This window comes from Pseudomonas silensiensis, from assembly GCF_050434865.1.
Taxonomy (GTDB): domain Bacteria; phylum Pseudomonadota; class Gammaproteobacteria; order Pseudomonadales; family Pseudomonadaceae; genus Aquipseudomonas; species Aquipseudomonas fluorescens_W.
The window spans coordinates 191,801-211,754 of record NZ_JBNDJH010000010.1 but is presented as its reverse complement, the minus strand read 5'-3'; the positions used below and the strand labels follow the sequence as shown (position 1 = coordinate 211,754).

At 58.9% G+C, this 19,954-nt stretch carries 19 protein-coding genes and 1 tRNA gene; 7 read left to right on the top strand and 13 right to left on the bottom strand.

The window, feature by feature from the left end; genetic code table 11:
• Nucleotides 1-3: 3 nt before the first annotated feature.
• Nucleotides 4-2,061: a methyl-accepting chemotaxis protein gene (locus QF010_RS16720; protein WP_429533537.1), complete on the bottom strand. Its 2,058-nt coding sequence runs from the start codon at nucleotides 2,059-2,061 to the stop codon at nucleotides 4-6.
• Between the two features lie 329 nt (nucleotides 2,062-2,390).
• Here QF010_RS16720 and QF010_RS16715 point away from each other — a divergent pair, with 329 nt between their 5' ends.
• On the top strand, nucleotides 2,391-3,608 hold the full coding sequence (locus QF010_RS16715) for an MFS transporter (protein WP_123365631.1): 1,218 nt from the start codon (nucleotides 2,391-2,393) through the stop codon (nucleotides 3,606-3,608).
• A 201-nt stretch (nucleotides 3,609-3,809) separates the two neighbouring features.
• Here the strand turns inward: QF010_RS16715 and ychF are convergent, their stop codons facing one another.
• The 8 genes from ychF to QF010_RS16675 all read right to left on the bottom strand — a co-directional run bounded on the left by ychF (nucleotide 3,810) and on the right by QF010_RS16675 (nucleotide 10,733).
• Entirely contained in the window at nucleotides 3,810-4,910 is a 1,101-nt protein-coding gene (gene ychF, locus QF010_RS16710; protein WP_008153431.1) for a redox-regulated ATPase YchF, read from the bottom strand.
• 22 nt (nucleotides 4,911-4,932) lie between these two features.
• Nucleotides 4,933-5,517 (bottom strand): aminoacyl-tRNA hydrolase, encoded by a 585-nt coding sequence (gene pth, locus QF010_RS16705; protein WP_008037207.1) that lies wholly within the window; start codon nucleotides 5,515-5,517, stop codon nucleotides 4,933-4,935.
• A 169-nt stretch (nucleotides 5,518-5,686) separates the two neighbouring features.
• A complete protein-coding gene (locus tag QF010_RS16700) occupies nucleotides 5,687-6,292 on the bottom strand; it encodes a 50S ribosomal protein L25/general stress protein Ctc (protein ID WP_033061244.1) in 606 nt (201 codons plus the stop codon).
• A 141-nt stretch (nucleotides 6,293-6,433) separates the two neighbouring features.
• On the bottom strand, nucleotides 6,434-7,375 hold the full coding sequence (locus tag QF010_RS16695; RefSeq protein ID WP_003208392.1) for a ribose-phosphate pyrophosphokinase: 942 nt from the start codon (nucleotides 7,373-7,375) through the stop codon (nucleotides 6,434-6,436).
• A 45-nt stretch (nucleotides 7,376-7,420) separates the two neighbouring features.
• A tRNA-Gln gene (locus QF010_RS16690) sits at nucleotides 7,421-7,495 on the bottom strand.
• A 37-nt stretch (nucleotides 7,496-7,532) separates the two neighbouring features.
• Nucleotides 7,533-8,384: a 4-(cytidine 5'-diphospho)-2-C-methyl-D-erythritol kinase gene (gene ispE, locus QF010_RS16685; RefSeq protein WP_429533550.1), complete on the bottom strand. Its 852-nt coding sequence runs from the start codon at nucleotides 8,382-8,384 to the stop codon at nucleotides 7,533-7,535.
• Nucleotides 8,385-8,386: 2 nt separating this feature from the next.
• Entirely contained in the window at nucleotides 8,387-9,004 is a 618-nt protein-coding gene (lolB, locus tag QF010_RS16680; RefSeq protein WP_033061248.1) for a lipoprotein insertase outer membrane protein LolB, read from the bottom strand.
• Between the two features lie 4 nt (nucleotides 9,005-9,008).
• Nucleotides 9,009-10,733 carry a tetratricopeptide repeat protein gene (locus QF010_RS16675; protein ID WP_033061249.1) on the bottom strand — a complete coding sequence of 575 codons (1,725 nt, stop codon included), beginning with the start codon at nucleotides 10,731-10,733 and terminating at the stop codon, nucleotides 9,009-9,011.
• Between the two features lie 182 nt (nucleotides 10,734-10,915).
• Here QF010_RS16675 and hemA point away from each other — a divergent pair, with 182 nt between their 5' ends.
• The 6 genes from hemA (at nucleotide 10,916) to QF010_RS16645 (ending at nucleotide 16,279) form a co-directional block, all read left to right on the top strand.
• On the top strand, nucleotides 10,916-12,205 hold the full coding sequence (hemA, locus tag QF010_RS16670) for a glutamyl-tRNA reductase (RefSeq protein WP_033061251.1): 1,290 nt from the start codon (nucleotides 10,916-10,918) through the stop codon (nucleotides 12,203-12,205).
• Nucleotides 12,202-13,284 carry a peptide chain release factor 1 gene (prfA, locus tag QF010_RS16665; RefSeq protein ID WP_033061252.1) on the top strand — a complete coding sequence of 361 codons (1,083 nt, stop codon included), beginning with the start codon at nucleotides 12,202-12,204 and terminating at the stop codon, nucleotides 13,282-13,284. Before hemA ends, prfA begins: the two co-directional genes overlap by 4 nt.
• Entirely contained in the window at nucleotides 13,285-14,115 is an 831-nt protein-coding gene (gene prmC, locus QF010_RS16660; RefSeq protein WP_429533536.1) for a peptide chain release factor N(5)-glutamine methyltransferase, read from the top strand.
• Nucleotides 14,109-14,864, top strand: coding sequence for a molybdopterin-synthase adenylyltransferase MoeB (locus QF010_RS16655; protein ID WP_033061256.1), 756 nt, complete (start codon nucleotides 14,109-14,111; stop codon nucleotides 14,862-14,864). Before prmC ends, QF010_RS16655 begins: the two co-directional genes overlap by 7 nt.
• Nucleotides 14,857-15,648, top strand: a complete 792-nt coding sequence (gene murI / locus QF010_RS16650; RefSeq protein ID WP_429533535.1) for a glutamate racemase — start codon at nucleotides 14,857-14,859, stop codon at nucleotides 15,646-15,648. The genes QF010_RS16655 and murI overlap by 8 nt, the downstream gene beginning before the upstream one ends.
• 112 nt (nucleotides 15,649-15,760) lie before the next feature.
• Nucleotides 15,761-16,279: an acyloxyacyl hydrolase gene (locus QF010_RS16645; RefSeq protein WP_429511910.1), complete on the top strand. Its 519-nt coding sequence runs from the start codon at nucleotides 15,761-15,763 to the stop codon at nucleotides 16,277-16,279.
• A gap of 68 nt (nucleotides 16,280-16,347) precedes the next feature.
• Here the strand turns inward: QF010_RS16645 and QF010_RS16640 are convergent, their stop codons facing one another.
• The 4 genes from QF010_RS16640 to QF010_RS16625 all read right to left on the bottom strand — a co-directional run bounded on the left by QF010_RS16640 (nucleotide 16,348) and on the right by QF010_RS16625 (nucleotide 19,950).
• Entirely contained in the window at nucleotides 16,348-16,653 is a 306-nt protein-coding gene (locus QF010_RS16640; RefSeq protein ID WP_008153413.1) for a YkgJ family cysteine cluster protein, read from the bottom strand.
• Between the two features lie 81 nt (nucleotides 16,654-16,734).
• The gene (locus QF010_RS16635) at nucleotides 16,735-17,514 is read right to left on the bottom strand and encodes an SDR family NAD(P)-dependent oxidoreductase (RefSeq protein ID WP_033061260.1); all 780 of its coding nucleotides are present in this window, start codon (nucleotides 17,512-17,514) and stop codon (nucleotides 16,735-16,737) included.
• Nucleotides 17,515-17,527: 13 nt separating this feature from the next.
• Nucleotides 17,528-18,973 (bottom strand): deoxyribodipyrimidine photo-lyase, encoded by a 1,446-nt coding sequence (gene phrB, locus QF010_RS16630; RefSeq protein WP_429513159.1) that lies wholly within the window; start codon nucleotides 18,971-18,973, stop codon nucleotides 17,528-17,530.
• A gap of 35 nt (nucleotides 18,974-19,008) precedes the next feature.
• Nucleotides 19,009-19,950, bottom strand: a complete 942-nt coding sequence (locus tag QF010_RS16625) for a MerR family transcriptional regulator (protein WP_429511911.1) — start codon at nucleotides 19,948-19,950, stop codon at nucleotides 19,009-19,011.
• Between the last annotated feature and the right edge of the window lie 4 nt (nucleotides 19,951-19,954).

Here is a 19,954-nt window from a genome sequence, read left to right as displayed (position 1 = left end):
GTGTCAACTGAGCTGAAATCTCCCGGTATTGGCGCTCAAGGCCTTGCTGCCCTGGCTCAAGGTGTCCGCTGCCAGGTTCACCGCCCGCGCGCCTTCGAGCAAGCGTACCGCCGCCTGATCGACTTGCTGGATATTGCCGCTGACCTCGTCGGCGGTGGTCGCTTGCTCGTCGACCGCTGTGGCGATCTGCGCCAGGGTGTCGGTGACGCCCTGCACGGCACTGGCAATTTCCCCCAGGCGTTCGCCGAGGCCAGTGACGGCCAGGGCGTCGGACTGAGCCTGGCCGCAAGCGGCTTCCATCAGGCTCACCGCTTCGTTTACGGTGCTGCGCAGGCTGTCGACAGTGCCGGCAATCTGCGCGGTGGAGGACTGGGTGCGTTGCGACAGGCTGCGCACTTCATCGGCCACCACTGCAAAGCCACGACCTTGTTCACCCGCGCGCGCGGCCTCGATGGCGGCGTTAAGTGCCAATAGATTCGTCTGCTCGGCAACCCCGCGAATGGTGTCCACCACCAATTGAATCTGCTGCCCTTGCTCACTGACCCGGCCCAGTGCTGCAGCGGTGTCGTTCAAGCGCTGATTGAGTTGCTGAATGCTCGCCGTCGTACGCTGGCTGTCACGGCTGCTGTCGGCAGCGATGCGCTGGGTGTGCTGAGCGCTGCCAGAGGCCTGTTCGCAACTCTGGGCGACCCCTTGAGAGGTCGCGGCCAATTGCGTGGCTGCCGCGGCGATCTGGCTGATCTGCAACTGCTGGGCTTCGACTTCCCCAAGGGCACCGCTGGAGTGATGGTTGAGGGTGCGCACCGCGTTGCTCAGCTGCAAGGTTTCATGATCGACCCCCAGCAGGCTGTTGCGCAGTTGCACCACCGCGACGTTGAGGGAGGTGCTGATGGCGGCCAGTTCGTCGCGGCCATGCACCGGTACTTGCAGACTCAGATTGCCGTCGCGCAAGGCTTCGGCCAGTAGGGTAATGCCGCTGGCGCTGCGATGGATCGAGGCCTGCAAGCAGATGAACAGGTACAGCGCGGCCAGCAGCAGGCAGCCAAAAATGGTCGCTACCAGGATGAACTGACGGATGGCAGAGCCGTGGTAATAGTCCAGACGCTGATCCAGCGACACCAACGACTGCTGACGCAGCGAAGAGAGGTCGGTGAGCAGGGCGTCGAGGCTGCGTTCGAACTCTTCCGGCTTGAGCTTGATGCTGCCGCCGAACACGCCGTCATCGAGGACTTTCAGCTCGGCGTCCAGGTGCTTGAGGCTGTCATGGTATTGCCCGGCCCAGGCTTGCAACGCGCTGGGCAGTCGCGCTTCCAGCAGGCTTGCGGTTTTGACCAGTTGCTCCCGGGCATCGCCGATGCGGCTGCGCAAGTCGCGCAATTGCAGACGGCTTTGCAGGGTGAACTGTCCGGATACCACTGATGCCTGGCCGACGCTGGCGAGACGGCCGACTCGTTCAATCAGGTCTGGTGCGTGCTGCGTGGAGATCTGGGTCAGCAGATAGGTTTCCAGCCACGGCGCCAGCGTCAGGCGATTGTCCATGGCGATCTGCTCGCGCAAGGCTTGCAGGGCACTCAAGGCATTGGTGAAACGATCGTAACCGTCCGGCCACCAACCGACGCTGCTCAGGCTTTTCGAGTCCAGGCCGTTGAGGGCGGTTTGCAGGGCTTGATAACGGGCCAGGGTTTCGCTCTCGGCGCCTTCGGTTTGCAGTGCGTTGCCGAGGTCCGAGGTGGCTTGGGCGACGGCTGGCTGAACCGTATCGAAAGCAGCCATCGCCGCGATCGTCGCGGGGGTCGGCTGACGATTGGTTTCCGTGGCGCGCCAGCGAGCCGCGCGGTCACGCTGGGCGGCGAGCAGGTTATCCAGAGCATCCAGGGCGAGCAGTTGCCGAACCCCGGCCCGTTCGCCGGAGATCAGGTTCAGTTTGTCGCGATAGTCCTGACCGATCATCCACAGACTGCCCGTCAGCGGCAGGATAAACAGCAGAAACAACAGCTGAAATTTGCGTGCGAAGCCAAACCGCCCCAGCAACCCGATCCCCGGTGATAAAAAAGCCTGCATGCCCCACTCCTCTGGACACCACGCGCCATTGGCGTGCGTCGCAACCGTTGCGGCCGCGACCTGTGCCCTTTTAAAAGGCCTCGAAAGTTCACCCTCGCCAGCTCTGTAGGCCGGCTCTGTAGCGAAACTTCCCATTCTCGGTCCCCTTTGTAAGGGGCCGCGTTGAAGCGGATTACCAAGGCAAGATTCAGACCATGGCGTTGCGCTATCACCTTTTCAGCGATGAAAACCGAGGTCGTTAGCAGGCTAAGGGGATGGCGCTGCTGCACCGAAAAATGGCACATTGACGCACCTGCCCGTGTGCACCCATCTGTTGTACGGAAACTCTTATGGCTATCAGCAATGTCCAGACCGGCGCGCAGCCGGCATCCGCGACTTCACAAAGCAGCCCTTTGGTCATGCGCATCATCGGCGCCGTGGCGCTGGCGCATTTGATCAACGACTTGATCCAGTCGGTGCTGCCGTCGATCTATCCGATGCTCAAGGCCAACTATGGCCTGACCTTCACCCAAGTTGGCCTGATCACGTTGACGTTCCAGCTGACGGCGTCGCTGTTGCAGCCTTGGGTCGGTTACTACACCGATCGGCACCCCAAACCCTGGCTGCTACCCGCCGGGACGGTTTGCACATTGATCGGCATTTTGATGATGTCGGTGGTCGGCAGTTTTCCGATGATTTTGCTGGCGGCAGGGTTGATCGGTATCGGCTCCTCGACCTTTCACCCGGAAGCTTCTCGCGTGGCGCGGCTGGCCTCGGGCGGGCGATTCGGCCTGGCGCAATCCACCTTTCAGGTCGGCGGTAATGCCGGGTCGGCCTTCGGTCCGTTGCTGGCTGCGGCGATCATTATTCCTTTCGGCCAGGGCCATGTGGCCTGGTTCGGATTGTTCGCGGTGTTTGCGCTGTTCGTTCTCTATCGGATCAGCCGCTGGTACGCCAACCACCTGAGTCTGTTCAAACTCAAGCAAGGCCAGGCGGCGACGCATGGCTTGTCAAAGAACCGCGTGATCAGTGCACTGGTGGTCCTCGGGCTGCTGGTGTTCTCCAAGTATTTCTACATGGCCAGCTTCACCAGTTACTTCACGTTCTATCTGATCGAGAAGTTCGACCTGTCGGTGGCGAGTTCACAGTTGCACCTGTTCCTGTTTCTCGGAGCGGTAGCGGCGGGGACCTTCTTCGGTGGGCCGATCGGCGACAAGATCGGGCGTAAGGCGGTGATCTGGTTCTCGATCCTTGGCGTCGCGCCGTTCACCCTGATCCTGCCTCACGTTGATCTGTTCTGGACCAGCATCCTCAGCGTCGTGATCGGCTTCATCCTGGCGTCAGCATTCTCGGCGATCGTGGTGTATGCGCAGGAACTGGTGCCGGGCAATGTCGGAATGATTGCCGGGGTGTTCTTCGGATTGATGTTCGGCTTTGGCGGGATTGGTGCGGCGTTGCTTGGGCATCTGGCGGATATACACGGCATCGAGTACGTGTACTTGCTGTGTTCGTTCCTGCCGCTGTTCGGTGTGCTGGCGATCTTCCTGCCAAGAACCAAAAAGGCCTGAGCCCACATCAATCCCCCTGTAGGAGTGAGCCTGCTCGCGATGGCAGTCTAACCTTCAGCGAAGGTGGTGACTGATACACCGCTATCGCGAGCAGGCTCACTCCTACAGTAGATTGTTGGTGTAGCGAGAGATTATTTCAGGCACAAAAAAGCCGCGTATCAAACGCGGCTTTTTTGTGTGTGGCTGCTTCGTCTTGAAAACTTAGACGTTGAAACGGAAGTGCATCACGTCGCCGTCTTTAACGATGTAGTCCTTGCCTTCCAGACGCCATTTACCGGCTTCTTTAGTGCCGGCTTCGCCCTTGTACTGGATGAAGTCGTCGTAGGCGATGACTTCGGCGCGGATGAAGCCTTTTTCGAAGTCGGTGTGGATCACGCCAGCGGCTTGTGGCGCAGTAGCACCCACGCGGACGGTCCAGGCGCGGACTTCTTCGACACCGGCGGTGAAGTAGGTCTGCAGGTGCAGCATTTCGTAGCCGGCGCGGATTACGCGGTTCAGGCCAGGTTCTTCGAGGCCCAGGGCTTCGAGGAACATGTCTTTCTCTTCACCGTCTTCCAGCTCGGCGATTTCGGCTTCGATCTTGTTGCAGACCGGAACCACCATGGCGCCTTCTTCTTCGGCGATGGCTTTGACGATGTCCAGCAGCGGGTTGTTCTCGAAACCGTCTTCAGCGACGTTGGCGATGTACATGACCGGCTTGGTGGTCAGCAGGTGGAAACCACGAATCACCGCTTTGTCGTCGGCGCCCATGGTCTTCATCAGCGTACGCGCAGGCTTGCCGAGGGTGAAGTGAGCGATCAATTGCTCCAGCAGGCCTTTCTGGACCACGGCGTCCTTGTCACCACCCTTGGCGTTTCGGGCGACTTTCTGCAGTTGCTTCTCGCAGCTGTCGAGGTCGGCGAAGATCAGTTCCAGGTCGATGATTTCGATGTCGCGTTTCGGGTCGACGCTGTTGGAGACGTGAATCACGTTCTCGTCTTCGAAGCAGCGGACTACGTGGGCGATGGCATCGGTTTCACGGATGTTGGCGAGGAACTTGTTGCCCAGGCCTTCACCTTTAGAGGCACCGGCTACCAGGCCTGCGATGTCGACGAATTCCATGGTGGTCGGCAGGATGCGCTTGGGATTGACGATGGCTGCCAGGGCTTCCAGACGCGGATCCGGCATCGGCACGATACCGGTGTTCGGTTCGATGGTGCAGAAGGGGAAGTTCTCGGCCGCGATCCCGGATTTGGTCAAGGCGTTGAATAGGGTGGACTTGCCGACGTTAGGCAGGCCGACGATGCCGCAATTGAATCCCATGGTGTTTTCCCCGAGGAGTGAGTCAGGCCTTCTGGCTGTGCAGGTTTTTCATCGCGCGGTTCCATTCACCGGCGAGGATATCCGGCAGCACGCCGAGGGCAAAGTCGATGCTGGCATCGAGTTTTTCCTGTTCGGCGCGTGGCGCACGACCCAGGACGAAATTTGAAACCATACTGGCAACGCCCGGGTGGCCAATGCCAAGCCGCAAGCGGTAAAAGGTATTCTGATTGCCCAGTTGCGCAATGATGTCGCGCAACCCGTTGTGACCGCCGTGGCCGCCGCCCTGTTTGAGTTTGGCAACGCCCGGTGGCAGGTCGAGTTCGTCGTGCGCCACCAGAATCTCTTCCGGCTTTATCCGAAAGAAGCCGGCAAGTGCCGCGACGGCCTGGCCGCTGCGGTTCATGTAGGTGGTGGGAATCAGCAGACGAACATCCTGACCCTGATGCGAATAGCGCCCGGTCAGGCCGAAATATTTGCGATCGGCCACAAGGTTTACGCCTTGTGCGTTCGCGATGCGCTCAACAAAAAGGGCCCCTGCGTTATGCCGGGTCTGTTCGTATTCAGCGCCTGGATTTCCCAGGCCAACGATCAGTTTGATGGCAGTCACGATAGGGGCCCTTCCTTGGAGTGGTGGATAACATCGCCGCGACAGGTGCGTGCGGCGAAAGTGGACGACAAGTGCTCATTTACCATTATGTAAACTCCGCGTTCTCGCCCGCTTTCTCGCTACGCTCTAGTCCGCGATGTTTCCGGTCACTCCGACGAACAGAGTGAAATTACTCTGCTGCGCCTTCTTCAGTAGTAGCTTCTGGAGCAACACGTGGAGCGTGGACGTTGGCAACAGCCTTGTCATCGCCGTGTGCCAGAGCAACAAACTCAACGCCTTTAGGGGCTTTGAGGTCAGACAGGTGAATGATCGAACCGATTTCGGCGTTAGCCAGGTCGACTTCGATGAATTCAGGCAGGTCTTTTGGCAGGCACGAAACTTCGATTTCAGCAACAACGTGCGAAACTTCGCCGCCTTTCTTGATCGGAGCTTCTTCACCAACAAAGTGTACAGGCACGATAGCGGTCAGTTTCTGGCCAGCTACAACGCGTACGAAGTCAGCGTGCATCACGTGGCCTTTGGCCGGGTGACGCTGCAGAGCTTTGATGATTACGTTTTGCTTGGTGCCGCCAACGTTCAGCTCGATGATGTGGCTGTAAGCCGCTTCGTTTTCGAGCAGTTTGGCAACTTCTTTAGCCAGCATGCTGATGGATTCAGGGGCTTTTTCGCCACCGTAAACTACAGCTGGTACCAGGCTTGCGAGACGACGCAGGCGGCGGCTCGCACCTTTCCCCAGGTCGGAACGCACTTCAGCATTCAGAGTAAAATCGTTCATGTTGTATCTCCAAAATAACCACATTCGCCCCAGCGTTTGCGACCAGCGCTAAAGGCGATATGGGCAAAAAAGCCCCGCCCCGACAGGAATGCCGGGGCGGGGCGCTTTTCGTCAACGAGATAGTCGAGAAGGGCAGGGCCCTTAACGGAACATCGCGCTGATCGATTCTTCGTTGCTGATGCGGCGAACCGCTTCGGCAACTACCGGCGCGATATCCAGTTGACGGATACGCGAGCAGGCTTGAGCAGCAGCGGACAACGGGATGGTGTTAGTCACCACCAGTTCGTCCAGCATTGAATTTTCGATGTTTTCGATCGCCCGACCGGACAGCACAGGGTGTGTGCAGTAGGCGAAAACCTTGGCAGCGCCATGCTCTTTCAGGGCCTTGGCCGCGTGGCACAGAGTGCCGGCGGTATCGACCATGTCATCGACCAGAATACAGGTACGCCCTTCGACATCACCGATGATATGCATCACTTCAGAGTGATTGGCTTTCTCACGGCGTTTGTCGATGATCCCGAGATCCACGCCCAGGGATTTGGCAACAGCACGTGCACGCACGACGCCACCAATGTCCGGGGACACGATCATCAGGTTTTCGAAGCGCTGATCTTCAATGTCATCCACCAATACCGGGGAGCCGTAGATGTTATCTACTGGAATATCGAAGAAACCCTGGATTTGGTCAGCATGCAGATCAACCGTGAGAACACGGTCGATGCCGACTACGGTAAGCATGTCAGCAACGACTTTCGCGCTGATAGCCACACGTGCGGAACGCGGACGGCGATCCTGACGGGCATAACCAAAGTAAGGAATAACAGCAGTGATACGAGTAGCCGAGGAGCGGCGGAAGGCATCAGCCATCACTACCAGTTCCATCAGGTTATCGTTTGTCGGAGCGCAAGTCGGCTGAATAATGAAGACATCTTTACCGCGGACGTTTTCATTGATCTCGGCAGTAATTTCACCGTCGGAGAACTTACCGACAGAGATGTCACCGAGAGGGATATGCAGCTGACGTACAACACGCCGAGCCAGATCGGGGTTAGCGTTCCCCGTAAAGACCATCATCTTGGACACGCGCAGTACCTAGAGGCTGAGGGTAACCTGGATGAGTATAGAAAATGGCAGGGGCGGCTGGATTCGAACCAACGCATGGCAGGATCAAAACCTGCTGCCTTACCGCTTGGCGACGCCCCTGTATCTGTTGCAACGAGTACCCAGTACTCGGTTCCTTTTAGAGCAGACTTTGCAGCTTGCGATGCAACATCGAAACGTTGCTTCCCTTTGCTACAAACCCTGTAAGGGTCTCTGTAAGAAGGGCCGAGACTTTATCAGCTTCAGCTTTGCTTGGGAAGCCCCCAAACACACAACTTCCAGTTCCGGTGAGTTTTGCTTCGGTAAATTTACCTAACAAATTCAATGCGTTACGTACATCTGGGTAACGCCTTGCTACCACCGGTAAGCAGTCATTTCGACTGTTTCCCTTGGGAACGGGGCGCACTTTAATGGGAGAAGAGTTACGTGTCAACAACGGATCTGAAAAAATTTCTGCTGTACTTACAGAGACTTGCGGCACAAGCACGAGATACCACGGTTCTTCGGGGTCTACAGGGGTCAGTTTCTCCCCCACGCCTTCGGCAAAAGCCGCGTGTCCACGCACGAAAACCGGGACGTCGGCGCCAAGCGTCAGGCCCAGCACGGCCAGTCGATCCTCATCCCAGCCCAATTGCCAAAGATGATTGAGGCCGAGCAAAGTCGTCGCTGCATTTGAACTGCCGCCACCGATTCCACCGCCCATGGGCAGAATTTTTTCGATCCAGATGTCGATGCCGAGCGAACAACCGGATTGCTCCTGAAGTTTTTTTGCAGCTCGAACAATCAGATTGCTGTCGTGAGGAACGCCTTCGAATTCGGTGTGCAGTCGAATCACACCGTCGTCACGCACGGCGAACGTGATTTCATCGCCGTAATCGAGAAACTGAAAAATAGTCTGCAACTCGTGATAACCGTCTTCACGGCGACCGAGGATGTGCAGCATCAGATTGAGTTTGGCCGGGGAGGGCAGCGTCAAGCGCGGAGCGGTCATGTTCACTGCCCCAATTTGCGAGGTTGCCATTCCTTGATCACTAGCGTGATATCAAGGTCGGTGCCGTGCAGTTTGATCCGCTCGGGCAGCCAATAACCGTTTTGCTCGGCGTAACTCAGGTATTCGACCTGCCAGCCGTCCTGTTCGAGATTGGCCAAGCGGCTATCGGCATCCAGCGTCAGACGGCTTTTGCTGTCCGGCGCCGGGAGCCCGCGAACCCACCAGGCCAGGTTGGAAACGGGTAACTTCCAGCCGAGCTGTTCTTCGACCAGCGCCTCTGGCGTCGTTGCGTCATAACGGCCCTGGTTGGCCACTTCCAGTGAGACTTTGCCCGGATGACCCGTCAAGCGAGCTGCGCCGCGCCCCAAGGGGCCGGAAAGCCGGATGTCGTAGTAATCCTGTCGCTGCAACCAGAACAGCGTGCCGCTGCCTGAATCTTTTGGCGCGCGGATGCCGATCTTGCCGTTGATCTGCCAGCCGTCGAGGCTGGTCAGTTGCTGTTTGTAGTCCCGCCATTGGGCCGCGTTGCCTTGACCCTGGACCGATTCGCGGGCACCGAAGCCCGCGCAACCGGCGAGCAGGGCGATGAAGCTGAAAACAATGAGGTGGCGCAAAAACATAATTTTAAAGAGTCTCTGATCCGGTCAGGCGCTTGATGGTGCCGCGCAGGGTGGGGCTGTCGGGCTGCTCCTTGAGGAACTTGCTCCAGATTTGTTTGGCTTCCCGCTGTTTGCCATTGGCCCACAGGACTTCGCCAAGGTGCGCGGCGACTTCCTGATCGGGGAAGCGTTCCAGCGCCTGGCGCAGCAGGCGTTCGGCTTCGTCGAGATTGCCCATGCGGAAGTTCACCCAGCCGAGACTGTCGAGTACCGCCGGGTCTTCCGGATTGATCTTGTGCGCCTGTTCGATCAAGGCCTTGGCTTCGGCGTAGCGCGTCGTACGGTCGGACAGGGTGTAACCGAGGGCGTTCAGCGCCATCGCATTGTCCGGGTCGCGTTTGATGATCAGGCGCAGGTCTTTTTCCATCTGCGCCAGGTCATTGCGTTTTTCCGCCTGCATGGCGCGGGTGTACAGCAGGTTCAGATCGTCCGGGTATTGCTGCAAGGCTTGCTTCAATACATTCCAGGCCTTGTCGGGCTGTTTATTGGCGGACAAGGTTTCGGCTTCGATCAAATACAACTGAATCGCGTAATCGGGCTGCTCATCGCGCTCCGCAGCCAGGCGTTTTTGGGCTTCAGCGGTGTTGCCGTTACTCATCAGGATATCGGCCTGACGCAATTGCGCCGGCAGGTAATCGTTGCCCGGGCCGACCTGGGCGTACTCGATCAGCGCGCCTTGAGGGTCGTTGCGCTCTTCAGCGATACGACCGAGGTTTAAGTGCGCCGAATCGACGTGGCTTTCCCGGGCAATCAGGTCTTCCAGATAGCCCTTGGCCTCATTCCAGGCCTTGGCTTCCAGGCAGACCAGCGCCAGGGAATAACGCAGTTCGTCGTCTTCGGGGTACTGCTGAACCAGGCTCGAGAACTCGGCTTTGGCGTCGTCCATGCGGTCCTGTTCAACCAGCATGCGCGCGTAAGTCAGGCGCAGGCGTTTATCGTCCGGGTATTTCTTGATGCTTTTTTGCAGCAGCGGCAAGGCTTCATCGCCACGACTAAGGGTCTGCAGCAGGCGTGCGCGCAGCAGGATTGGCGCTATTTCGCCTTCATCCGGCGGATTGTCTTCCAGCAGGCCCAGCGCACCCTTGGCGTCACCGTCCTGTTGCAGCAGCAAGGCTTTGCCGAAAATCAGCTGACTGTTGTTCGGGTGGCGCTGCAATAAACGGTCAAAACTTTTCATCAGGCCGTTGCGCGTGTCCTGGTCGGTATCGGCCGCAGACAGGGCGAGGAAGTCGAAATGCGTGTCGCCCTTGCCCTGCAGGACTTTCTCCATATAGACCATGGAGTCGTCATAACGCCCGGCACGAGCCAGTTGCACGGCAGCGGCCCGTTGCGCCTCAAGGTCTTGCGGGGCGTTTTTCGCCCAGATCAACGCGGTGTCCAGGGCAGCCTGATCGGCGCCCAGGTACTCGGCGATACGGAATGCCCGCTCGGAGATGCCCGGATCCTGAGTATTGATTGCCTGGGTCACGTAGTTGTCCAGGGCAATGTCGAAACGATTGCGCTGGCCAGCCAGTTCGGCGCTCAACAGACTGAAGATGGTTTCTTCACTGAATGAGCTGTAAACCTTGGGCTTTTCAGGGGCCGGAGTGCTGTCTTCGACCGGCGGCGTACCGTCCGACGAAACGGGTGCCAAGGCCTGGCAGCCGCTGAGGAAGACAAAAGCGAGGAGCAACGCGGAAGATCTATTCATATAGGAAGAGGACGACTAACCTGCGGTCGGATCATCATGACACAAGCCTTCAGCCAAACATAACCGAGACTCAATTGGCGCCTTTATAGAGGCAGGTCATTGGGACAATAGTCAGCGGTAGTTGTTCTGGCTCTGTCGAAGTAGGACAATTGCCGGCTTCACGTCACCATCAGCGACCTTGAATGGCCTTCCTTGCACTCGGTATTAACCACAAGACTGCTTCAGTAGACGTCCGCGAGCGCGTGGCCTTTACCCCTGAGCAGCTGGTGGAGGCTTTGCAGCAGCTCTGCCGACTCACCGACAGCCGCGAAGCTGCGATCCTCTCCACCTGCAATCGCAGTGAACTCTATATAGAACAGGATCACCTTTCGGCTGACATCATATTGCGCTGGCTGGCCGATTATCACCATTTGAGCCTCGAAGAGCTGCGCGCGAGTGCTTATGTGCATGAAGATGATGCGGCAGTTCGTCACATGATGCGGGTGGCCTCCGGGCTTGATTCGCTGGTGTTGGGCGAACCGCAGATTCTCGGTCAGATGAAATCGGCCTACGCCGTGGCCCGCGAGGCCGGCACCATCGGTCCGTTGCTCGGGCGGCTGTTCCAGGCCACGTTCAATGCGGCCAAACAGGTGCGCACCGACACTGCCATCGGCGAGAACCCGGTGTCCGTGGCGTTTGCCGCGGTCAGTCTGGCGAAACAGATTTTCAGTGACCTGCAACGCAGCCAGGCCTTGCTGATCGGCGCCGGCGAGACCATTACCCTGGTCGCCCGTCATCTGCACGAACTGGGTGTAAAGCGCATCGTCGTCGCCAACCGAACCCTGGAGCGCGCGAGCATTCTGGCCGAGCAGTTCGGCGCCCACGCGGTATTGCTCTCGGACATCCCGGCGGAATTGGTGCGCAGCGACATCGTCATCAGTTCCACCGCCAGCCAGTTGCCGATCTTGGGCAAAGGCGCGGTGGAAAGCGCCTTGAAACTGCGCAAGCACAAGCCGATCTTCATGGTAGATATCGCCGTCCCCCGGGATATCGAGCCTGAAGTCGGCGAACTGGACGACGTTTACCTCTATAGCGTCGACGATCTCCACGAAGTGGTCGCCGAGAACCTCAAGAGTCGCCAGGGCGCAGCCCAGGCGGCGGAAGAGATGGTCTCGATCGGTGCCGAAGATTTCATGGTCCGCCTGCGTGAACTGGCGGCGGTGGATGTGCTCAAGGCCTATCGCCAACAAAGCGAGCGCATGCGCGACGAAGAATTGCAGAAGGCCCAGCGAATGCTGGCCAACGGCAGCAGCGCCGAAGACGTGCTGGTGCAACTGGCGAGGGGCCTGACCAACAAACTCTTGCACGCACCGAGCGTGCAGTTGAAAAAGCTCTCTGCCGAAGGCCGCCTCGATGCGCTGGCCATGGCCCAGGAACTCTTTGCCCTGAATGAGGGCTCATCGGATAGCTTTTCGGATAAAAAACCGCAATGAAAGCGTCACTGCTCAATAAGCTGGACATCCTCCAGGACCGTTTCGAGGAATTGACCGCCTTGCTTGGCGACGGCGAAGTCATTTCCGATCAGAACAAATTCCGCACCTATTCCAAGGAATACGCGGAAGTCGAACCGATTGTCGAAACCTATAAACAGTTGCTCAAGGTACAAAGCGATCTCGAGGGCGCTCAGGCGCTGCTCAAGGACAGCGACCCGGACATGCGCGAAATGGCCGTGGAAGAAGTCCGCGAAGCCAAAGAGCAACTGATCGACATCGAAGCCAGCCTGCAACGCATGCTGCTGCCCAAGGACCCGAACGATGGGCGTAACGTGTTCCTCGAAATCCGTGCCGGCACCGGCGGTGACGAAGCGGCGATTTTCTCCGGCGACCTGTTCCGCATGTATTCGCGTTACGCCGAGCGTCGCGGCTGGCGGGTGGAAATCCTCTCGGAGAACATTGGTGAGCACGGCGGCTTTAAAGAAGTCATCGCCCGCGTCGAAGGCGATAACGTCTATGGCAAGCTGAAATTCGAATCCGGTGCGCACCGCGTACAACGGGTTCCGGCCACTGAATCCCAGGGCCGCATCCACACCTCGGCCTGCACCGTAGCGGTGTTGCCCGAGCCGGACGAACAGGAAGCGATCGAGATCAATCCCTCGGATTTGCGCATCGATACCTACAAATCCTCCGGGGCCGGTGGTCAGCACGTCAACAAGACGGACTCGGCGATCCGCATCACTCACCTGCCGTCCGGTATCGTCGTTGAGTGCCAGGAAGAACGTTCCCAGCACAAGAACCGCGCCCGGGCGATGTCCTGGCTGTCGGCCAAGCTCAACGATGTGCAGACCAGCGCCGCCGCGAACGCTATCGCTAGCGAGCGTAAATTGCTGGTCGGGTCGGGCGATCGTTCGGAGCGGATCCGCACGTATAACTTTGCCCAGGGGCGGGTCACCGACCACCGGGTCAACCTGACGCTGTATTCCCTCGACGAAATCCTCGCGGGTGGCGTCGATGCGGTGATCGAGCCGTTGCTCGCCGAATACCAGGCCGACCAATTGGCAGCGATAGGTGAGTAAATGACGATCATTGCCAGTTTGTTGCGCGCAGCCGACCTGCCAGATTCGCCCTCCGCGCGCCTGGATGCCGAACTGTTGCTAGCCGCTGCGTTGGGCAAGTCCCGCAGTTTTCTGCACACCTGGCCCGAGCGCATCGTTCCAAGCGAAGCGGCGCTTAAATTTTCCGAGTATTTGCAACGTCGCCGTGGCGGTGAGCCAGTGGCTTACATCCTCGGTCAGCAAGGTTTCTGGAAGCTTGATCTGGAAGTGGCGCCGCATACGCTGATCCCACGCCCGGACACCGAGCTGCTGGTGGAGACTGCGCTGGAACTGCTGCCGGCCACACCCGCCTCGGTGCTCGACCTCGGTACCGGCAGCGGCGCCATTGCGTTGGCCCTGGCCAGCGAGCGTCCGGCCTGGAAGGTGACCGCCGTGGATCGCGTGCTCGAAGCCGTGGCCCTGGCCGAGCGCAATCGCCAGCGCTTGCACCTGAACAACGCCACCGTGCTAAGCAGTCATTGGTTCAGTGCGCTGGAAGGTCAACGTTTTCAGCTGATCATCAGCAATCCACCTTACATCGCCTCCGCCGACCCGCATCTGGTAGAAGGTGATGTGCGCTTCGAGCCGGCCAGTGCCTTGGTGGCCGGCATCGATGGGCTCGACGATCTGCGTCTGATCGTCGCCCAGTCGCCGGATTATCTGGAGGCGGGCGGTTGGCTGATGCTTGAACACGGTTACGATCAAGCCACTGCGGTTCGCGATTTACTGCTGACCCGCGGCTTTGAAGAAGTCCACAGCCGCACCGATCTGGGCGGTCACGAACGTATCAGCCTGGGGCGCCTGCCGTGCTGAATGATCAGGAATTGTTGCGCTACAGTCGGCAGATTCTGTTGCAACACGTCGACATCGACGGCCAGTTGCGACTGAAAGAAAGCCGCGTGTTGATCGTCGGTCTCGGCGGCCTCGGCTCGCCGGTTGCGCTGTATCTGGCCGCCGCCGGCGTCGGCGAGTTGCATCTGGCGGATTTCGACACTGTCGACCTGACCAACCTGCAACGCCAGATCGTTCACGACACTGATAGCGTCGGCCTGAGCAAGGTCGATTCGGCTATTCGCCGACTGACTGCAATCAATCCCGAGATTCAGTTGATCGCCCATCGCACCGCGCTGGACGAAGATTCCCTGGCCGCCGCTGTGGCTGCGGTGGATCTGGTGCTGGACTGTTCCGACAATTTCTCCACCCGCGAAGCGGTCAACGCTGCGTGTGTCTCCGCCTGCAAACCGCTGGTCAGTGGCGCTGCGATTCGGCTCGAAGGTCAGTTGTCGGTGTTCGACCCGCGTCGCCCGGAGAGTCCGTGCTACCACTGTTTATATGGTCACGGCAGCGAAGCCGAACTGACCTGCAGCGAAGCCGGTGTCGTCGGGCCATTGGTTGGCCTGGTTGGCAGCCTCCAGGCGCTGGAAGCCATGAAGATGCTGGTGGGTTTCGGCGAGCCGCTGGTGGGGCGTCTGTTGTTGATCGATGCCTTGGGCTCGCGCTTTCGTGAATTGCGGGTCAAGCGTGATCCGGGCTGCAGCGTCTGTGGTTCGAAGCATGCGTGAAGCGCCGATTGGCGTGTTCGACTCCGGTGTCGGTGGGCTTTCGGTGCTGGCCGAGATTCAGCGTTTGCTGCCCAACGAATCACTGCTGTACGTCGCCGATTGCGGGAATATTCCCTATGGCGAGAAAACCCCTGAATTCATCCGTCATCGCTGCAGCGTGATGGCCGGTTTTTTTCAGCAGCAGGGCGCCAAGGCCTTGGTGCTGGCCTGCAACACGGCAACGGTCGCTGGCGTTGCGGACTTGCGGCGCGATTATCCCGAGTGGCCCATCGTCGGCATGGAGCCAGCGGTCAAACCGGCCGCGGCTGCCACCCGTAGCGGTGTGGTCGGTGTGCTCGCCACCACCGGCACTTTGCAAAGTGCCAAGTTCGCCGCGTTGCTCGACCGATTCGCCACCGATGTGCGAGTCATTACCCAGCCGTGCCCCGGCCTGGTGGAACTGATTGAAAACGGCGATCTGCACAGCGAGGCCTTGCGCCAATTGCTGGCCAGGTATGTCGAACCGCTGCTCGGCGCCGGGTGCGACACGATAATTCTTGGCTGTACGCATTACCCTTTCCTAAAGCCGTTGCTTAAGCAGATGATCCCCGATGACATCAGTTTGATCGACACCGGCGCCGCTGTAGCGCGGCAACTTCAGCGATTATTGGCCGAGCGGGAATTGCTCGCCGAGGAGCCTGCACGTGCGGCGCAGTTCTGGACGAGTGCCGATCCGGAGCATTTCAGAAATATCTTGCCGATACTGTGGAATACCGCTGGCATTGTGCGAAGCTTCAAGGAGTAAACAAAGCTCGGGGCAAGCGAGTAATTGGGGTGAACTTCTGATTAAACGTCGACTTCTATAGCGTCAAGCAACAAAAAAACCATACGAAATCGTTCGGAAAAGGATGTTTCTAATGAAGCGACTATTCTGCTTGGCCGCGATTGCGGCCGCACTGATGGGGCACAGTTTTACCGCACAGGCGGCAGGCGTGGAGTTCGCGGTCGGCGAGACCAGCGACTCGACCATGACCTATAGACTGGGCATGCAATTCGATTGGGACAAGAGCTGGTTGCAGAGTGATGTCGGTCGGGTGACCGGTTACTGGAGCGGTGCCTACACCTATTGGGAAGGCGACAAGACCTCCAGCAACCACAGCCTGTCGTTCTCGCCAGTGTTTGTTTACGAGTTTGCCGGTCAGAACGTCAAGCCGTACCTGGAGCTCGGGATTGGCGTGGCGTTGTTCTCTCATAGCGAACTTGAAAGCAACAACCTGGGTGGTGCTTTTCAGTTCGAAGACCGATTCGGTTTTGGTCTGCGCTTTGCGGGCGGACATGAAGTCGGGATTCGTGCGACGCACTACTCCAATGCCGGTCTTAACAGTTACAACGACGGCGTAGAAAGCTACTCGCTGCACTACACGATGCCGTTGTAAGCCTGGACTCGGTCAATGTGGGATCACCGCACCGCCGCCCCCACATTTGATTTTGGGTGCCTTCTTGTTCACCGATACGCCGTGGTAATCCCTTGGCGTTCGTCGATGCATTCCGGTGCGCCCATCTCGAACTCCCGGCAGATCAGCGGGCGTTTTTCGTAGATGGTGCACATCATCGTGTTGCGATCCAGCGCGGCGCACCAGCCGTCATCCAGACGCAGCATGACTTCCCCGCCCCAGTCATCGGTATCGATAAATCGTTCGGGCACGCCCGTGTCCGTGATCAGCATGACTTCGAGCTGACAGCAGCAAGCTGCGCAGGTCGAGCAGGTGACCGCAGGCTCGGCGATTTGAGTATGGGGAATGGTTTTCATGGCGCCCAGTGTAAGGCAGTGGGCTGGTGCTGTGTGAAAGGCCTGACGGACGCTTGGTCGCCGGGTTCGAACGGGGTGAGCTCACGGCTGGTCCTTGACCGGTGGATTGCTGCGCACCATGCGTTTGCCGATCGTCAGTTTCCCTCGGTTGGGTATTCTCGATAATGGCCAGAGGTCGGCCATGAACAACGCCGGAAAGGCTATCTCCAGCGAACGACTCTTGAGTTCGGCAAAGATGTAGCGCGCGGACTTGTCCACCGGCCAGCTGAGTGGCATGGAGACGTTTTGTGCCGTTAGCGGCGTCTCGACAAACCCCGGGCTGACCACGGTGACTTCGATGCCTTCAGGTGCAAGCTCAATTCGCGACGATTCAAACAGGTAACGCAGCCCGGGCTTTGAGGCGCCATGAGCCTCGGATCGCGGCAGCGGCAGGTAGGTGACCGAGCTGGCGACGCCCACCAGATGCGGCGCGTTGCCGGCGCGCAAGAGCGGCAGGGCAGCCTGGATGCAATAGCTGCTGGCAAGCAGGTTGGTGCGCACTACGTGCTCGACGATCGACGAATCGAACTGCTGAACGTCGACATATTCGCAAGTACCGGCGTTGAGGATCACCGTGTCCAGAGCTCCCCACTCCTCGGCAATCTGCTCGCCGATTTCTCGCACGGTCTGGCTGTTGGTCAGGTCGCCGGCCACCACCAGCACTTGCCCCGGATAACGCTGGGACAAAACTTTGAGTGGCGCCACCGAGCGAGAACTCACCGCAAGATGAGCACCGGTTTTCAGTATTTCTTCGGCCAGCGAGGCGCCAATGCCGTTGCTTGCACCAGTCAACCAGTATCGCCGTGGAGGTGTAAGTCTCATCCCATTCTCCTTTTCAGTCAGGCAATTGCCCGGCTGGTTGTCGTGATGGCAGGTTCTTGAACGCCGCCAGCGCCCGTTGGCGAGAGCTGCTCAGATTGACGATCGGCGACGGGTAATCCGCCACGCCGAACAGGCCGCTGAGGTTCGCCGGGTTGTGCACTTCTTTCTTGTTCAGCTTGGCCAGCTCCGGCAGCCAGTGCTTGATAAACAACCCTTCGCTGTCGAATTTCTCCGACTGGCTCAGCGGGTTGAAAATCCGGAAGTAGGGCGCCGAATCGGTGCCAGTGGAAGAGCTCCACTGCCAGCCACCATTGTTCGCCGCCAGGTCGCCATCGATCAAATGACGCATGAAAAAACGCTCGCCTTCACGCCAGTCGATCAGCAGGTTCTTGGTCAGGAACATCGCCACCACCATGCGCAGGCGATTATGCATCCAGCCGGTTTCAAGCAATTGGCGCATAGCCGCGTCGATAATCGGCAGGCCGGTTCGGGCCTCTTGCCAGGCCAGGAGTTCATCTGGGGCATCGCGCCAGGCGAGGGCTTCGGTTTCCGGGCGGAAGGCGCGATGACGCGAGACCCGTGGGTAGCCCACCAGAATGTGTTTGTAGAACTCGCGCCACAGCAATTCGTTGATCCAGGTGACGGCGCCGACCTTGCCGCTTTCGAACTCGCCCTGATTGCTTTGCAGCGCGGCGTGCAGACACTGACGGGGGGAAATCACCCCGGCGGCGAGATAGGCCGACAGCTGACTGGTGCCCGGTTTGGCCGGAAAATCGCGTTCGTTTTTGTAGTCGTCGATCTGGGCATCGACGAAGGTGTCGAGGCGGCGCTGGGCTTCGGCTTCACCGGCAGGCCAAAGACTGCGCAAGCTGTCGCTGGGCGTTGCGAAGCCTTCAACGCTTGATGGGATTCTGTCGTTGCTGATCGCCAGCGGCACCTGTACGGCGGGTGCTGGGACCCGTGTCGGTAACGACCTGCGCAGGCGGTCGTAACACACCTTGCGGAACTGGCTGAAAACCTGAAAGTAAGTGCCCGTCTTGGTCAGTACGGTGCCCGGTTTTAACAGCAGTTGATCAAGGTAACTGTAAAAGTCGATGGCATTGGCGTTCAGTATTTTGGCCACGGCTGCGTCACGACGGCTTTCATGGATGCCGTACTCCTCGTTGACGTGCACCGCGTCAATCTTCAACTGTTGGCAAAGATCGAGCAGCACCTTGGGGGCCTCATCCCAACGAGATGCCTTGCGGATCAACAAGGGAATGTTCAGCTCCCCCAGCGCGCTGCTTAACTCGCTCAGGTTGCGCAACCAGAAATCCACTTTGCACGGCGCGTCATCGTGCTCCAGCCATTGCTCCGGGCTCAGCAGATACACGGCCACAGTCGGACCGCGGGCTGCGGCGGCCGAGAGGGCGGTGTTGTCATGTAAGCGCAAGTCGCTGCGCAACCAGATCAATTGCAGAGAGGAGTCCGCACGATTCATTAAAAAATTCGCCATTAAATGAGCCCACGCTGAACCAGGCCCTGATGCGCTGCTAACGGATCTTCAGCCAGGAACAAATCAGTAATCTTGAACGTTCGTGCGGACAACTCGGCGTGGTGGATGCAAACCGTGGGGCCGGCAATCATTTTTGGGCAACTGACACCATTCAAAAGTTTCGGCAGCTGTGAAAGGTTGATGGTTTTGCTGGAGTACAGCAGTACGCCGCGGGCTTGCAGATGATCGACCGCCAGCGCGAGTTCGCCGGCGGGGAGTGGCCAGTCGAACACCTCCACCGGGCAATCGGCGCTGCTGATCAACCAGGCGGTCAGCCACAGGTGAGGTTCCAGAGGCAGGTCCGATTGATTGATCAACAACAGTGGCGCGGTGCGCAACTGACGGTTGTTATGGTAGATGCGTGCGCCAAATTTGCTGCGTAACCAGGAGAAAAAAAACACTCGCTCCATCTGCGCGCCGAACTGGCCTTGCCAGCGTTGCTCCAGTTCAGCCAGCAACGGCATCAGCAGTTGTGCGCACAAGGTCCGTGGTGGGTACAACGCCATGGCCTGATTGACGGTGTCATCAAGGGTGCGTTCGTTCAGTTGAGTGACTGCTTGCAGCAGCGTATGGCGCATCACTTGCCAATCGTTTTCGACGGATTCGGTAAAGGCCTGCGGGGTGTCGAGCAGTTGCTTGACCTGGCTGACGGCCACGCCACGGTTGAGCCAGGTGAGGATCGTCAGGATGCGTTGAACGTGTTCGGCAGAGAACAGCCGATGACCCTTGGGCGTGCGTTGCGGCACGATCAAGCCATAACGCCGCTCCCAGGCCCGCAGGGTGACGGCGTTGACGCCGGTCTGCCGCGCGACCTCACGGATCGGCAGCCAGCCTTCGTCGAGGGCTTTCTTGAAGTCGTCGCCGAGGTCTTCGCTGGCGCTGGTGTCGAGTGGGCTTTTCATTGGA

Coding starts and splice junctions, on each gene's coding strand:
- QF010_RS16645 (WP_429511910.1), top strand. CDS start 15,761: ATGAAGCGACTATTCTGCTTGGCCGCGATTGCGGCCGCACTGATGGGG.
- prmC (WP_429533536.1), top strand. CDS start 13,285: ATGACGATCATTGCCAGTTTGTTGCGCGCAGCCGACCTGCCAGATTCG.
- QF010_RS16715 (WP_123365631.1), top strand. CDS start 2,391: ATGGCTATCAGCAATGTCCAGACCGGCGCGCAGCCGGCATCCGCGACT.
- QF010_RS16675 (WP_033061249.1), bottom strand. CDS start 10,733: ATGAATAGATCTTCCGCGTTGCTCCTCGCTTTTGTCTTCCTCAGCGGC.
- QF010_RS16700 (WP_033061244.1), bottom strand. CDS start 6,292: ATGAACGATTTTACTCTGAATGCTGAAGTGCGTTCCGACCTGGGGAAA.
- lolB (WP_033061248.1), bottom strand. CDS start 9,004: ATGTTTTTGCGCCACCTCATTGTTTTCAGCTTCATCGCCCTGCTCGCC.
- ispE (WP_429533550.1), bottom strand. CDS start 8,384: ATGACCGCTCCGCGCTTGACGCTGCCCTCCCCGGCCAAACTCAATCTG.
- ychF (WP_008153431.1), bottom strand. CDS start 4,910: ATGGGATTCAATTGCGGCATCGTCGGCCTGCCTAACGTCGGCAAGTCC.
- hemA (WP_033061251.1), top strand. CDS start 10,916: ATGGCCTTCCTTGCACTCGGTATTAACCACAAGACTGCTTCAGTAGAC.
- QF010_RS16635 (WP_033061260.1), bottom strand. CDS start 17,514: ATGAGACTTACACCTCCACGGCGATACTGGTTGACTGGTGCAAGCAAC.
- QF010_RS16720 (WP_429533537.1), bottom strand. CDS start 2,061: ATGCAGGCTTTTTTATCACCGGGGATCGGGTTGCTGGGGCGGTTTGGC.
- murI (WP_429533535.1), top strand. CDS start 14,857: ATGCGTGAAGCGCCGATTGGCGTGTTCGACTCCGGTGTCGGTGGGCTT.
- prfA (WP_033061252.1), top strand. CDS start 12,202: ATGAAAGCGTCACTGCTCAATAAGCTGGACATCCTCCAGGACCGTTTC.
- QF010_RS16640 (WP_008153413.1), bottom strand. CDS start 16,653: ATGAAAACCATTCCCCATACTCAAATCGCCGAGCCTGCGGTCACCTGC.
- QF010_RS16625 (WP_429511911.1), bottom strand. CDS start 19,950: ATGAAAAGCCCACTCGACACCAGCGCCAGCGAAGACCTCGGCGACGAC.